At 50.1% G+C, this 13,738-nt stretch carries 14 protein-coding genes; 4 read left to right on the forward strand and 10 right to left on the reverse strand.

Annotated features, from left to right (window positions below):
• Nucleotides 1-108: 108 nt before the first annotated feature.
• Genes stbC through stbA form a run of 3 tightly spaced genes read right to left on the reverse strand, consistent with a single transcriptional unit; the run spans nucleotide 109 to nucleotide 1,635 of the window.
• On the reverse strand, nucleotides 109-477 hold the full coding sequence (gene stbC, locus HMPREF3178_RS09530; RefSeq protein WP_033547531.1) for a plasmid stabilization protein StbC: 369 nt from the start codon (nucleotides 475-477) through the stop codon (nucleotides 109-111).
• Between the two features lies 1 nt (nucleotide 478).
• A complete protein-coding gene (stbB, locus tag HMPREF3178_RS09535) occupies nucleotides 479-1,195 on the reverse strand; it encodes a StbB family protein (protein WP_033547530.1) in 717 nt (238 codons plus the stop codon).
• An 8-nt stretch (nucleotides 1,196-1,203) separates the two neighbouring features.
• Nucleotides 1,204-1,635, reverse strand: a complete 432-nt coding sequence (stbA, locus tag HMPREF3178_RS09540) for a plasmid stabilization protein StbA (protein WP_059291456.1) — start codon at nucleotides 1,633-1,635, stop codon at nucleotides 1,204-1,206.
• 650 nt (nucleotides 1,636-2,285) lie between these two features.
• Between stbA and HMPREF3178_RS09545 the strand changes: the two genes are divergently transcribed.
• From HMPREF3178_RS09545 to HMPREF3178_RS32085, 4 genes are read left to right on the forward strand one after another with little or no spacing between them, the layout of a single operon-like run.
• A complete protein-coding gene (locus HMPREF3178_RS09545) occupies nucleotides 2,286-2,576 on the forward strand; it encodes a traK protein (RefSeq protein ID WP_228705129.1) in 291 nt (96 codons plus the stop codon).
• Nucleotide 2,577: 1 nt separating this feature from the next.
• The gene (locus HMPREF3178_RS09550; RefSeq protein WP_063267557.1) at nucleotides 2,578-4,107 is read left to right on the forward strand and encodes a type IV secretion system DNA-binding domain-containing protein; all 1,530 of its coding nucleotides are present in this window, start codon (nucleotides 2,578-2,580) and stop codon (nucleotides 4,105-4,107) included.
• Nucleotides 4,107-7,343 (forward strand): MobF family relaxase, encoded by a 3,237-nt coding sequence (gene mobF / locus HMPREF3178_RS09555; protein ID WP_070585137.1) that lies wholly within the window; start codon nucleotides 4,107-4,109, stop codon nucleotides 7,341-7,343. Before HMPREF3178_RS09550 ends, mobF begins: the two co-directional genes overlap by 1 nt.
• Complete coding sequence (locus HMPREF3178_RS32085) at nucleotides 7,343-7,969, forward strand: DUF6710 family protein (RefSeq protein WP_063267555.1); 627 nt, start codon at nucleotides 7,343-7,345, stop codon at nucleotides 7,967-7,969. Before mobF ends, HMPREF3178_RS32085 begins: the two co-directional genes overlap by 1 nt.
• 173 nt (nucleotides 7,970-8,142) lie before the next feature.
• Here HMPREF3178_RS32085 and HMPREF3178_RS09565 read toward each other — a convergent pair whose 3' ends face one another.
• The 7 genes from HMPREF3178_RS09565 to HMPREF3178_RS09590 form a co-directional block, all read right to left on the reverse strand.
• Nucleotides 8,143-8,676: a phospholipase D family nuclease gene (locus HMPREF3178_RS09565; protein WP_063267554.1), complete on the reverse strand. Its 534-nt coding sequence runs from the start codon at nucleotides 8,674-8,676 to the stop codon at nucleotides 8,143-8,145.
• A complete protein-coding gene (locus HMPREF3178_RS09570) occupies nucleotides 8,676-9,671 on the reverse strand; it encodes an ATPase, T2SS/T4P/T4SS family (protein ID WP_063267553.1) in 996 nt (331 codons plus the stop codon). The genes HMPREF3178_RS09565 and HMPREF3178_RS09570 overlap by 1 nt, the downstream gene beginning before the upstream one ends.
• 41 nt (nucleotides 9,672-9,712) lie before the next feature.
• Complete coding sequence (gene virB10, locus HMPREF3178_RS09575) at nucleotides 9,713-10,873, reverse strand: type IV secretion system protein VirB10 (RefSeq protein WP_063267552.1); 1,161 nt, start codon at nucleotides 10,871-10,873, stop codon at nucleotides 9,713-9,715.
• On the reverse strand, nucleotides 10,873-11,757 hold the full coding sequence (locus HMPREF3178_RS09580; protein WP_070585138.1) for a TrbG/VirB9 family P-type conjugative transfer protein: 885 nt from the start codon (nucleotides 11,755-11,757) through the stop codon (nucleotides 10,873-10,875). Before HMPREF3178_RS09580 ends, virB10 begins: the two co-directional genes overlap by 1 nt.
• Before the next feature lie 10 nt (nucleotides 11,758-11,767).
• On the reverse strand, nucleotides 11,768-12,466 hold the full coding sequence (locus HMPREF3178_RS09585) for a VirB8 family type IV secretion system protein (RefSeq protein WP_033547517.1): 699 nt from the start codon (nucleotides 12,464-12,466) through the stop codon (nucleotides 11,768-11,770).
• Nucleotides 12,456-12,614: a hypothetical protein gene (locus HMPREF3178_RS32090; protein WP_012561180.1), complete on the reverse strand. Its 159-nt coding sequence runs from the start codon at nucleotides 12,612-12,614 to the stop codon at nucleotides 12,456-12,458. Before HMPREF3178_RS32090 ends, HMPREF3178_RS09585 begins: the two co-directional genes overlap by 11 nt.
• A gap of 70 nt (nucleotides 12,615-12,684) precedes the next feature.
• Nucleotides 12,685-13,725: a TrbL/VirB6 family protein gene (locus tag HMPREF3178_RS09590; RefSeq protein WP_033547515.1), complete on the reverse strand. Its 1,041-nt coding sequence runs from the start codon at nucleotides 13,723-13,725 to the stop codon at nucleotides 12,685-12,687.
• Between the last annotated feature and the right edge of the window lie 13 nt (nucleotides 13,726-13,738).

A 13,738-nucleotide genomic window follows, 5' to 3' on the forward strand; every position in this document is an offset into this window, starting at 1 on the left:
GAGCCGGTTCCCGTCTCGCCCCGCTTACGCGGGCGGCGGCCACTAATGCCTCCGGCCTTCGGCCTCCGCGCTCCGCTTGAAAAAAAACCGGGACACGCCCGGTTTGCTTTATCTAAGTAGGAGTATCGCTATCGCGGCGCCTACTGCGGCGCCCACGATGGTGCAGCCAGCTGTAATAAAAAGGATCTGACGGGTAAACGTCTCAGCACTGGACGCCTGCGCGCGGCGGAATTTAGTTAGAAATTCCTCACGTGCCTTAGCATCATCACTAATTGCCAGGCTAATTGAACGCTGGTTTTCTACTAAAGCCCGTTTAAGAGAGTCTGCCGTCTCTCCTAAACTCTCGGTGTCTTTTGCCAGCTTTTCCGAAAGCTCAGAAAGTTTCTGCGTCATTTCTTTCTGAGTTGCGGTGATTTCCTTCGCGTCACCTAAAAACCAGTCCATCAGAACTTCTAATTTGTCCGGCTGCTTTTCCATTTTATTCTCCCATTAAAGCCGCATATGCTTTATCGAGATTAGCTTTTACCGGAATCGCCTGTTTCATGTATGTATAACGGCGTGCCAGTTTTTTGCGCTCGTCAGCATCGGTTGTTTGTTTTGCACGGGATTTGAATTCTTCTGGATCTTCAGCGGTCAATACTTCGAATGAGATACGGTGAAACGCCAGATATTCGAAAACCTCACTGTTATAAATAACAGCCTTCTTGCTTATTTTGCCAATCTTCGTTTCTTTGACAAACTCAAACACCGGCGCCAGCACATCTTCTACTTCACTGTCTGGACTAATACGGTTTGGAACAAAGATAATTTTCTTGCTGCTCACGCCAGCTTTACTTAACGTGTGTGCCGTTTTCAGGCTTTCATCAATCGCCTTATTATCCGGCGTTACCGGGATTACATATTTATCAAATTCGTTCGCGCCACTGTCAAAGCGAGACATAGCCATCAGGAACGCTTCAACGTTTGACGCGCCAATATCAATAATCCCTGCATCTTCAAAAACAATATCCTCAATCAAACGTGAGAAGTCGTCACCTTTAAAACTGGTCACATCCTCAATACCCAGATCGGAAGCAGACTGGTTGATAGTCTCTACCGCATAGAACTTTGCACCAGTCAGGCGCGGGGCTAACAGGTACGATGAAATTAAGGTTTTACCAACACTGCCACTGTAATTAATTACCGCTACTTTCATAAATCACCTCAGAATTTTTTGTTGAACTTCTTAGGGTCGAAATCCTCACCGATTTTATTGAAGAACTCTTTATCAATAATGCCGGGACTCTCTACCTTTTCACTTTCCTGCGCTTCAGGCTCAGACGGTTGTGTATTGTGCAATACACTTTCCTCTGTACCCTTCGCGCTACTCTTGCCTTGTGTATTGTGCAATACACTATCCGCATCATCCGGCTTACTGTCTTGTGTATTGTGCAATACACTTTTCCGGTTTTGCCGCGCTCTATACAGTGCCATCTCAAGCCCTTTGGCCGTCACCGAAAAGCTGTATTCGCTGCCGAGGATTTCAGCAATTTCATGCCGGGTTATTCCCCTGTCCAGCCAGTTCTCGATTTCATCCAGGCGCAATCTGACAGCAGCCGATAAGTTGCGGGGTTTCAGATCAGCAGGTTTATTCATAACCCCTCCGTTGTATGAAGCTGACTCTACAGCACCCGTAAAATGGGGTCAATGCAATTTTGTAGTTTCTCTGTAGTTTTTGAGTAGTCTATCACGGAATACTGTAGTTTTTTTGTAGTCGATTAGTAGTCTATTATCACCTGTATAAAGCGGTTTTTGTAGTCTTTCTGTAGTTTCTCCGTAGTTTCTGGCTGCTCAGATGGTCATGCAAGCATGACCATCAAAGAATAGGACGCTTTTTAGCCAGATAGTCCTTAACCTACGGAGAACGCTCCTACCAAAAAAGATGATTTTTTATCCCTTAACCTGCTATACACCTAACGCAGCGTGATAAATCACGCTATCCTACTGATTTAAAATCAAAAAAACCATATTTAGCCATACTGTGGTATTATCACGGTATTACAAAATTAATCTAACTCTATGATTTGTAACATGTTTGATTTATTACTTTGGTAATACTATGATTCCACCGTATTAGATACCCTTTTTTTCGTTTAAAAAATGCACAAAGTGAGGGCTAAATGCCAACAATAACCGCAAAAGTATCAGATGAACTTTTGGCCTATATAGACCGGGTTTCAGGCGGTAATCGGTCAGAGTATCTGCGGCGCTGCCTTGAAGCTGGCCCAGGAGATCGGGAGTCCGGGTTGAAAATAGTTGCCGACCAGCTGAGCGACGTAAATCGCAAACTGGATTACCTTTTTGACCGTGCTTCAGATGCGGATTTTGGCTCACTGCGCGATGAGCTGAAGGCAATAACCGAAACGCTATCTGGCGTAAAATTCCCACCGGCAGGACAGATGATGTTGCACGAATCACTCGCTATTGAAACGCTGATCCTCCTGCGTTCGATAGCAGAACCGGGCAAAACCAAAGCGGCAAAAGCAGAGGTTGAACGTAACGGCTACAAAGTCTGGGAACCAAAAAAGGAGCGCTGAAATGGACGATAGAGAAAGAGGCTTAGCATTTTTATTTGCAATTACTTTGCCGCCAGTAATGGTATGGTTTCTAGTTGCTAAATTTACCTACGGTATTGACCCATCAACGGCTAAATACCTGATACCGTATCTTGTTAAAAACACTTTTTCGCTATGGCCTTTATGGTCAGCTTTAATTGCTGGCTGGTTTATTGGTATTGGCGGTCTGATCGCTTTTATCATTTATGATAAATCACGCGTGTTTAAAGGCGAAAGATTCAAAAAGATTTATCGTGGTACAGAGCTTGTTCGCGCCAGAACACTCGCTGATAAAACACGCGAAAGAGGTGTCAACCAGTTAACCGTGGCTAATATCCCCATACCTACATACGCTGAGAACTTGCATTTTTCGATTGCCGGGACAACCGGTACTGGTAAAACCACAATTTTCAATGAACTGTTATTTAAGAGCATCATTAGAGGCGGCAAAAATATTGCTTTAGATCCAAATGGGGGGTTCTTAAAGAATTTCTATCGTCCCGGCGATGTTATTTTAAACGCCTATGATAAACGCACTGAAGGCTGGGTGTTTTTCAATGAAATCCGCCGTTCATATGATTACGAGCGCTTAGTGAACTCTATTGTTCAGGAAAGCCCTGATATGGCTACTGAAGAATGGTTCGGCTATGGCCGTCTTATTTTTAGTGAAGTTTCGAAAAAACTTCACAGCCTATACAGCACAGTAACTATGGAAGAAGTTATTCACTGGGCCTGTAACGTTGACCAGAAAAAATTAAAAGAATTTTTAATAGGGACACCTGCTGAAGCTATTTTTTCCGGGTCTGAAAAAGCAGTTGGAAGCGCGCGATTTGTTCTCAGTAAGAATCTTGCCCCACATTTGAAAATGCCGGAAGGGAATTTTTCCCTGCGGGACTGGCTTGATGATGGAAAGCCGGGAACCCTGTTTATCACCTGGCAGGAAGAAATGAAAAGGTCACTTAATCCGCTAATTTCCTGCTGGCTGGATTCGATTTTTTCTATCGTCCTGGGTATGGGGGAAAAAGAAAGCCGCATTAATGTATTTATTGACGAGCTGGAATCACTCCAGTTTCTGCCAAACCTCAACGATGCACTGACCAAAGGGCGTAAAAGCGGTCTGTGTGTTTATGCTGGCTATCAAACCTATTCTCAGCTGGTTAAGGTTTATGGTCGGGATATGGCTCAGACCATTCTGGCTAACATGCGTTCTAACATCGTGCTGGGCGGCAGCCGTCTCGGTGATGAAACGTTGGATCAAATGTCGCGCTCACTCGGTGAGATAGAAGGCGAAGTTGAGCGTAAAGAATCCGATCCTCAGAAGCCCTGGATTGTCCGTAAACGCCGCGACGTTAAAGTTGTTCGTGCCGTAACGCCTACCGAAATATCTATGTTGCCAAACCTCACCGGCTATCTGGCGTTGCCTGGTGATATGCCCGTCGCTAAGTTCAAGGCTAAACACGTTAAATACCATCGCAAAAACCCTGTTCCTGGCATTGAACTGAGGGAGATCTGATGCTTGATATAACCACGATTACCCGCCAGAACGTCACTAGCGTTGTAGGCTACTACTCTGATGCAAAGGATGATTACTACAGTAAGGATTCATCATTCACGTCCTGGCAGGGAACCGGAGCTGAAGCCCTCGGCTTATCCGGGGACGTTGAATCAGCCCGGTTTAAAGAGCTGCTTGTCGGTGAAATCGATACCTTCACGCATATGCAGCGACACGTGGGTGATGCCAAAAAAGAGCGTCTGGGCTACGACCTGACGTTTTCAGCGCCTAAAGGGGTATCCATGCAGGCGCTGATCCACGGCGACAAAACCATTATCGAGGCTCATGAAAAAGCTGTTGCCGCTGCCGTGCGTGAAGCTGAAAAACTCGCGCAGGCCCGGACGACTCGCCAGGGGAAATCAGTAACCCAGAATACCAATAACCTTGTCGTCGCTACTTTCCGCCACGAAACGTCCAGGGCGCTTGATCCTGATCTGCACACTCACGCTTTTGTCATGAACATGACCCAGCGCGAGGACGGCCAGTGGCGCGCGCTCAAAAATGACGAGCTGATGCGTAACAAAATGCACCTGGGCGATGTTTACAAACAGGAGCTGGCGCTGGAGTTGACCAAAGCCGGTTATGAGCTGCGTTACAACAGCAAAAATAACACGTTCGATATGGCCCATTTTTCAGACGAACAGATCCGCGCTTTCTCCCGCCGGTCGGAGCAAATTGAAAAGGGACTCGCTGCAATGGGCCTGACGCGGGAAACCGCCGATGCTCAGACGAAAAGCCGCGTCTCGATGGCGACGCGTGAAAAGAAAACAGAGCATTCCCGTGAAGAAATTCACCAGGAATGGGCCAGCCGCGCCAAAACGCTCGGCATTGATTTTGATAACCGTGAATGGCAGGGACACGGTAAACCTCTGGAGGCTGATATTGCGCGCAACATGGCCCCGGATTTTACCAGCCCGGAGGTTAAAGCTGACCGGGCTATCCAGTTTGCAGTTAAGTCGCTGTCAGAGCGCGATGCCAGCTTTGAACGCCAGAAGCTGATTCAGATCGCTAATAAGCAGGTGCTGGGCCATGCCACAATGGCCGATGTTGAAAAAGCGTACCTGAAGGCGGTACAGAAAGGCGCCATCATCGAGGGCGAAGCCCGGTATCAATCAACGCTGAAGGTCGGTGCTTCAGTTATGGCCGAAACTCTGACGCGCAAAGAGTGGATCGACTCGCTGACGAATAGCGGGATGCGCGCGGATAAAGCCCGTTTTGCTGTAGATGATGGTATTAAAAGCGGCAGGCTAAAAAAAACCAGCCACCGCGTCACTACCGTTGAGGGTATTCGCCTTGAGCGTTCCATTCTGACTATCGAATCACGCGGCCGGGGGCAGATGCCGCGACAGCTGACCGCAGAGATTGCAGGCCAGTTGCTCGCCGGGAAAACCCTCAAACAGGAACAAATGCGCGCGGTTACTGAAATAGTGACAAGCAAGGATCGGTTTGTGGCCGCACATGGTTACGCCGGTACCGGTAAAAGCTATATGACGATGGCCGCTAAGGAGCTGCTGGAGTCACAAGGGCTGAAGGTCACGGCGCTGGCCCCCTATGGGACGCAGAAAAAAGCGCTTGAAGATGATGGATTACCGGCCCGCACCGTTGCCGCCTTCCTCAAAGCAAAGGATAAAAAGCTGGATGAAAAATCAGTCGTATTCATTGATGAAGCCGGGGTTATACCCGCGCGGCAGATGAAACAGCTGATGGAGGTTATCGAGAAACATAATGCCCGCGCGGTATTCCTGGGGGATACGTCACAAACGAAAGCGGTAGAAGCCGGTAAGCCTTTTGAGCAGCTGATTAAAGCAGGTATGCAGACCAGCTACATGAAAGACATTCAGCGACAGAAGAATGAAGTTTTGCTTGAGGCGGTTAAGTATGCCGCTGAAGGTAATGCCGCGCGCGCCCTGAAAAATATCACCGGCGTGAACGAACTGAAGGAAGAAGCGCCCCGACTCGCTCAACTTGCCGATCGCTACCTGTCTCTGTCCTCAGAACAACAGGATGCCACCCTGATAATCTCTGGTACGAACGCCTCACGCAAAACCCTCAATGACTACATCCGGGGCAATCTGGGGCTTGCCGGAACCGGCGAAACGTTCACGCTACTTGACCGCGTGGATTCGACACAGGCGGAACGCCGCGACAGCCGTTATTTCAGTAAAGGGCAAATCATTATCCCCGAACAGGATTACAAAAATGGTATGAAGCGGGGCGAGTCTTACCAGGTTCTTGATACCGGGCCGGGCAACAAATTGACGGTTGAAAGCAGCAGCGGTGAGCAGATCGCTTTCAGCCCGCGTACACACACCAAGCTGTCTGTATACCAGGCAGTCAGCGCCGAACTGGCGCCGAATGATAAGGTCATGGTAACGCGTAACGATAAAACGCTGGACGTTGCCAACGGCGACCGCTTCACGGTGAAAACCGTGGAAGGTGAAAAACTGACGCTTGAGGACAAAAAAGGGCGCACGGTTGAGCTGGACAAAAGACAGGCTTCTTATCTTTCCTATGCTTATGCAACCACCGTCCACAAATCCCAGGGGCTTACCTGTGATCGCGTGTTGTTCAACATAGATACCAAATCGCTTACCACTTCTAAGGACGTTTTTTATGTTGGTATTTCGCGTGCGCGTCATGAGGTGGAAATTTTTACCGACGATAAAAAATCTCTGGCATCGAGCGTGAGCCGCGACAGCCCGAAAACCACGGCCGCAGAAATTGACCGTTTCTTTGGGCTTGAGGCCAGGTTTAAGGATATTGGCCGCGATACCAGTTTAGAAACCCGATCAGCTGAAAAAGGTCTGCCAGAAGCCACGGGGGAAAGCATGGCGTTTAACCAGAAACCCGATGAACATAACATGACAACCGGCACTGATTATCAGCCGGTGAGCAACGCAGAGGACGCCTTTCATCTTAAGCAGAACCCTATGGATGATTCCGTTGGCCTGCGGCGTCATGAAGCACAGCAAAATGATGCAGAGCTGGCCCATGATTATGCTGCTGCCGACGATCAGCAGTGGAGCGCGCAGGAGTATGCCGATTACGAGCATTATGCCGAAGCATCAGACTACGACTTTGACAGCAGCATTTACGACGATTACGCCATGCCGCAGACGTCTCAGGCGGAACAGAGCCATACCGGAAAAGAACACACCCATGAGCATGAGCATGAAGAAGGGGGCCATGAAATCTGATGGAGCAGACCGACAAGCGCAAGCAGGATAAACTGAAGTTCGACCGGGTAATTAATCTGGCGCGCAGACTGCCGCAACCGGCGATCCATGACTTACTGCGCGCGCTGATACTGCCAATTCAGGCCGATTACTTGCTGGCCGTTGGCACGGAGGGCCAGGACGCGCGCCCGGACATGAACGAGCGCGAGTTCTTCTTCACAAAAATCATCTGGGCGATGGATTACACGCACATGAAATCACTCAGGCTTGCTGCTGAAGATTTTCCCCTGGCGCTTGCGACGGCCAAGATCCTGCCGTGGCCGTGGGGTGAATCAAGCTACCGGAGTGCTTTAGCCGATATAGGCAGCGCTAAGGACAATCCGTGGGTACAGGATATTAACCACCGCGTTACTTTGTGGTTGCCCTGGCGGATAGGCTTTGTACGAGGAGGGAACCATTCTATTGCCAGCGGCGTTCTGGCCGGTGAGGGTGAGGTAATACCCGATACGGTTTATGATATGCGGTATTTGCTCGATATTGTCAGCACTGACGGGTATTACTGGTACATGAGCGGGAAGATCTGCGAGAGAGTCAGTGACTACCGTACAGCCGCCTTTTTTGAAATAGGCCGCCTGCTTACACTGTGATTCCTTCAAAATATCTCAACGAAATTTCCCGACACCTGTTTAAGCTATCTTACTGATATTTCTGTTTTTCGATTTTTGCCGGCGCGATGCCGGCGACGTTGGCCAGCTGCCCCGGGCGCGATACTGAAATCAGTTTCTTTGAACAAAAAAAACCGCCTTTCGGCGGTCAGTATTCAGTAGCTGGAACGGTAGTCTCGCCCCCGATTCCAGCGGTCTTGCCAGTGTTCGAGGAATGATTCAGCGAGCTTAGGCATGTTCCAGATCACCACCGCATTCTCCGAGTTTTTCGTTTCGGCCGCTTTGGTGAAATTAAAGCTGCCAGTTTCAACGGTCACATTATCCACGATGATCACCTTGTCATGCTGGATAGGGAAATCACTGTCAGTACGCAAAGGGATGCCGCTGTTCGCTATGTAGTTCATAGCCGCAATGCTGGCACGTCCCGTATTGCCCCTTTCATCAACCACGATTTTTACATCAACTCCCCGTTTTTTCGCTGCTACCAGTGCCTTCATAATATCCGGGGCGGTAAAGGAATAAGCCATCATCCGTATCGAGGTTTTTGCGGAGTCAATGGCGCTCAGGACGAGAACGCGGGCGCTTCCTTCAGGCGAGTAGCCAACCTGAACGGATGGTTCCACCGCAAAGGCGGGCAGGGCGGCTGTCGTAAATGTTGCGGCCAGAAGCCAGGTTGCTAACTTTTTCATTACAGGCTCCCGTTCACACACTGCATTTTATATTCAGGGTCAAAATAAATTTCTTTGATTTTCCGCTTTTCCATATGCACCACAACGTCAATGGTGGAGTAGAGCATTCGCATAATATCGCTCATATCGAGCATACGGCCGATAGGGGTCGCCTTGATAAGCAGCCCAATACGGTTAAAGGCATCGCGCGCTGAGTTAGCGTGCGTTGACATAACACCGCCTGGATGGCCGGTATTAAGTGCTTTAAGGTAATCCCACGCAGCATCATCCCTAAGCTCGGTCATGATGATACGGCCCGGTGTCAGACGCATACAGGCTCGCAGGGCATCAGTGGCGCTGACGCGGCCGATCTTTCCTGCATCGCCGTACATCATATAAACGGCCTCGACAACGTGATCGACCGTGACTTCGTGAACGTCCTCTAAAATAATGACGCGCTCGTCTTTATGTAGCGATTTTAACAGGGCGCGCGTGAGTACCGTTTTCCCCGACCCGGTTTCACCGCAGATCACGATAGTGCGTTTCTTCTCAACGGCGGTTTGCAGGAATGCGGGCCATTTTTCGCTGCTGTGCAGCTCTTTAAGGAAAAAATCATCATCCGTTAGGCTTTGCTTGCTGCCGGTAATCTTCCGGCAGTCACTGAAAATCCCCTCGCTGGTCAGCTGCTCCAGATTTTTATCTGCCGCCAAATCCTTACGAAACGCTACGGCCGTTGTACCGTCAATCACCGCAGGGGGCAGACAGATAACTCCCCTGATCCCGCCAGGCAGGATCACGTCATTAATGGCCTGCATGGTCAGCTTGTTGCTGCTCACCAACGATTTAGCAAGGTTCCTAATAAAATCTGCCGTAATCGCCGCGTTCTGCACAACCCTGCGGCCGCTGAACGTATCACAGATAACTTCCTGAAAGCGGTTAATGCGAATTTCAAAAACAGTAGGATCTTCTAAATACTCGCGCAGTGGGCCAAGTTGATAGAAAGCTGCATCAGTCATGATTACTCCTGAAGAAAAGCGGGCGCTAAGCGCCCGTTTTTTTAGTTGTCTGCGAGCGTGTAAACGCTGCTGAAATCGAGGTCGCGGGAAACAAAAATGCTCACCGCATCACCCTGCTGATCGTAGAGGGTAGGGGGGATAGACATGTAAGAGCGAAGTGCTTCAGACGCCAGCTGCTCACCGCTGTTTTCAGTGTTGTTGTACTGAATGTTATTACTCTGCGTCTGGTTAACCAGCGCCGTTAAGACGTCAGAGAACACTGAAATCAGCGCCGCACCTCGCAGACGCTCCCATATATGGGTATCCACCTGACCCGGAATCCCCGCACTGCCGAGCGAGTTCGTTCCGGCACTGTCAATATTAACGATTGTCCCGTCCTGGTCATTGCGGATACGCTCCCAGAGGACAAACACGCGCGCCTGGCCGTCTTTGATACCACCGGTAATCTGTCCGTCAACCCATGAGCCTTTATCAATCAGCCTTACGAGTCCGTCAGCTGAGTACACGTCCTGTGAAACCCGGCAGGAAACCTGCCCCGGTACAGTGGTATCCAGCTCAGTGCCGGTACCACAGGGGATCATTTTGCCTTTCGGAACAGTCAGGCTGGGATTAGCCAAGACACCAGCGCGGCTTGCCTTCAGCCTTGCAGGAGTCAGGTTTTTAGCAAGTGCCGAACTACCTTCGCTTGTTTCGTTGTCCTGGGGCTGCACTCCGGGACTATTGCTTGTGGCCGCCTGATTAGTCTGGGCCAGCTCGCCACCCAGACGACGCTGCATAGCCAGTTCTTCAGGCGAAGGTTCTTTGCGCTTATTAGAGGTACGCGCGCCGGTATTGCTGCTACCCGCATCTGCATCTGCCTGTGCGGCAGCCTGTACAGCACGGGCATCAGTGGCGCTATTCTGCGCGGTTACAGGCTTATTAACATCGGGATCGCTGTTAAAGCTGTAGTTTGGCAGTGTATTGGCCTGTTGCGCTTTACCGCCGTCTTTATCAGCTTCAGCTTTAGCCGGGGCGCGAATTTTACCCATGACCGTAATCCCGATGAATACCAAAGCAAGCAGCGCCATCAGTATGACAAAGGCTTTCATACCGGGGGCCGAACGGCGGTTACTGCCTTTAAATCCGCCACGCTCGCTTTCAAATTCATCGTCTCCGGTGTTTCCATCGAGTTCCTGATCTACATCGACACTTTTACGGGCCATCAGTTATCCTCCCCAATTTGAACCCTGCGCACATCCGGGGAAGCCGTACCGGTTGCTACCGCACCGGCGCCCGGCGCGAAATTATTATTACGAACGCCAACGACTTTATCGCCCAGACGAATACGCCACTCTTTAGCGACGGTTTCCACCTCGATGATGTTGCGGTTCTCACCCACAACATGAGAGTTAGGCAGCGTTTCTTTGCCACTGGCCGAGATCATATAGACCTGCGGTAACTCCGCATTGGCCGGAAACTCAAACCGGGTAAAGCGGTAGTTATCCCAGACGTGAACCGGCTGGATGCTGCGCATTTCAGGCTGTTCGCTCACTACGTACTGATAGTTCTTCGCACCCGCAAAAGCCGTCTGCTTCAGCTTCTGCGTAATGCGTTTTTTATCAGCCGCGCTTTTGGCTTTTTCCTGCTGCTCAAACGGATATTCATAGGTCAGCTGAAGAACGGCCTGGCGCACAGCCCACGGCGTTTCAATAAAGGATTTTGATACCGTACCGTCTGCATTTTTCTTCGTTTCTTCACCGATGAAATGGAGGACGATGTTATAGGTGCGCTTATCGGTGACGATCACCAGGTTGGTATCACTCATGGCCTGTTTCGGCTTCACAAAAAAATGGTTCATTTTGTGCGCAAACGTCCAGCTTTCAGAATCGCCAAAAGCATGAGTGATATAGGTTTCGTCAGGCGCGACAACAATGTGGGTAGCCACACCGGCGATAGCGTCAATTTTGACCACGTTAACAGGGTTATAAACAACGCTTTTAATGCGGTAGTCATAAGGAGAATTGCGGCCAACCTCAAGCGCCATAACGTTAGTGGCCGCGCCTCCCAGGACTGACAAAACGACTGCTGAAAGAAGTAGTTTTTTCATGGGGCAGCCCTCAGTTAACTTCCGGGTTGACGCGATAACTCGTCACGCGGAAACCCAGCGGGTTGACATAACGCTGCTCAGCATTCATCGCCAGCGATTTATATTCATACCCCATAATGGCAATCCAGCGCTGCGGCTGATCATCAACGGGATTGCTGCGCACGCGGCGAACCGTAGTAAAGCGTATCGTTGCTACGCCATGTGGTTTATCGAGGATCACAGAGTTAATCTTCACGCGGGTCGTTTCACTGTCGCCCAGAACCTTATCAAGACCGTTGCGGCCCTTGAACTTGCTCTGGTAAGACTCTGCCACGTTCGGCGTGGACATTAAGCCAACGGCCGTATAATCGACCTGAACTGAATAGAAGTCATAGCTCTCACGGTGAATGACATATTGTGTCAGCCAGAACTTATCAATCTCGTCACCATAAGAGGTCTGGTCGCGGGTCAGCTTGACCTGCTGTACTTCGTGAGTGGCCTCGTTGAGCGTTAGCAGATGTGCGGGGATTGGCTGGCTGTACTTATGCACCACGTAACCAACTAAAGAGAGTGCAAAAACAGTTACCACCGCTGAACCGGTGGCAACCATCCAGGCGGTACGCCGGGACTTCAGCACTTCATCCATCAGATCAACTTCAAGCCCTTTACGGCTTTCGTTGAACTCTTTAATGGCTTCACGTGTAAGCCCTGTTTTTTTATTAGCTCTCATTTGCACCACCTTGCGTATCAACCGGGATTGTTTTGTTTACTGGAACGGTGTTGCTCCAGTCCGGCTCCGGTGGCGGTTTATGCCCGCTGGAACAGGCGCTAATCAGAAGAACTCCCATGAGTAATAAGCTGCGCATTACGGCATCCATTATCGGTTGTTGAACGTACTAATTATAATAAGTCGTCGAAATTGCAATTTCAACGACTTTTGTTTTAATTTTATGCAGCCTTCTTCCCGCGACTGCCCCTTGCCTTACCACTTAAATTAGAACCACTGTTTCCTCCGCTGTTGCTGCCACTTCCTCCACCTGCCGATTGCTGGCCGCCGCCACTGTTACCGCCTCTGAACGCATTACCACCAAACATGCCGTGGCTGCCCATATTGCCAAGCGCCTGCATGGAAGAACCCGTAGAGCGTGCGGCGTCAGCAACTCCGGCGCTGATACCGCTACCCCAGCTGGCGGCAATTTGCGGAATCTGAAACAGAACGAAAACGGAAATGACCGTCAGTAATAAGGCGGCGATAGAACCAGTGATTGATGAGTAAGCGGCATCAGAGTTCATCGAGGACAGGAGGTTGTCGAACATCTGCATGATGAAACCAAACACGAGCGCAAGAATGACGACGACCAGGCCATAGTTAATGACCGACGCCAGCCAGCGAGCAAAGATGTTTTTTGTCGCTCCCCACAGCAGGCAGAAGATTGCAATCGGGCCAAAACAAAGCGTAACGGCCAGAAGGATTTTAGCCATGATCACAAAGCCCGCACCGAGGCCGCCCAGCACAACGGTAGCAATCATCATAATGCCGCCAATGGCATACGCGGCCAGGCCGCTCGATGAAAACACGTCTGCGGCTTCCCATGCGGTGTTGACGATCTTGATACCTTTTTCAATACCGCTATCAATAATCGCCGGTACGCCACTTGCACCGACTTTATTAGGGGCAGACAGTATCCCGGCAAAATCATCCGGCAGGTGAAGCGCCACGTTGACCAGTTCCTGTTGATACCAGCCGCCCGCCGTTGCAAAGCTCAGGATAAGGGCTATGGAAAGATACTCTTTAATCAGCGAACTCAGGCTGTCGCCCGCCCCCGGATTAAACGCTGAGTACATCCCCTGAACCATCAACTTGATTGTCAGACAGGTGGCAATCAGAGGCGTTACATCAGAGATAATGGTGGCAACATTGGCGCTCACCATTGACGTAATCGCCCCGTCTACTTTTGCGAAAATGTCTGCGACTAGGGTGAATGCCATATTGCCTCCTTAC

This window comes from Klebsiella sp. HMSC09D12 (assembly GCF_001808475.1).
GTDB classification, from domain to species: Bacteria; Pseudomonadota; Gammaproteobacteria; order Enterobacterales; family Enterobacteriaceae; genus Klebsiella; species Klebsiella oxytoca.

Bases quoted from the DNA above. Each gene is read 5' to 3' on its own strand.
- stbC (WP_033547531.1), bottom strand. From the start codon at position 477: ATGGAAAAGCAGCCGGACAAATTAGAAGTTCTGATGGACTGGTTTTTA.
- stbB (WP_033547530.1), bottom strand. From the start codon at position 1,195: ATGAAAGTAGCGGTAATTAATTACAGTGGCAGTGTTGGTAAAACCTTA.
- stbA (WP_059291456.1), bottom strand. From the start codon at position 1,635: ATGAATAAACCTGCTGATCTGAAACCCCGCAACTTATCGGCTGCTGTC.
- HMPREF3178_RS09550 (WP_063267557.1), top strand. From the start codon at position 2,578: ATGGACGATAGAGAAAGAGGCTTAGCATTTTTATTTGCAATTACTTTG.
- mobF (WP_070585137.1), top strand. From the start codon at position 4,107: ATGCTTGATATAACCACGATTACCCGCCAGAACGTCACTAGCGTTGTA.
- HMPREF3178_RS32085 (WP_063267555.1), top strand. From the start codon at position 7,343: ATGGAGCAGACCGACAAGCGCAAGCAGGATAAACTGAAGTTCGACCGG.
- HMPREF3178_RS09565 (WP_063267554.1), bottom strand. From the start codon at position 8,676: ATGAAAAAGTTAGCAACCTGGCTTCTGGCCGCAACATTTACGACAGCC.
- HMPREF3178_RS09570 (WP_063267553.1), bottom strand. From the start codon at position 9,671: ATGACTGATGCAGCTTTCTATCAACTTGGCCCACTGCGCGAGTATTTA.
- virB10 (WP_063267552.1), bottom strand. From the start codon at position 10,873: ATGGCCCGTAAAAGTGTCGATGTAGATCAGGAACTCGATGGAAACACC.
- HMPREF3178_RS09580 (WP_070585138.1), bottom strand. From the start codon at position 11,757: ATGAAAAAACTACTTCTTTCAGCAGTCGTTTTGTCAGTCCTGGGAGGC.
- HMPREF3178_RS09585 (WP_033547517.1), bottom strand. From the start codon at position 12,466: ATGAGAGCTAATAAAAAAACAGGGCTTACACGTGAAGCCATTAAAGAG.
- HMPREF3178_RS32090 (WP_012561180.1), bottom strand. From the start codon at position 12,614: ATGGATGCCGTAATGCGCAGCTTATTACTCATGGGAGTTCTTCTGATT.
- HMPREF3178_RS09590 (WP_033547515.1), bottom strand. From the start codon at position 13,725: ATGGCATTCACCCTAGTCGCAGACATTTTCGCAAAAGTAGACGGGGCG.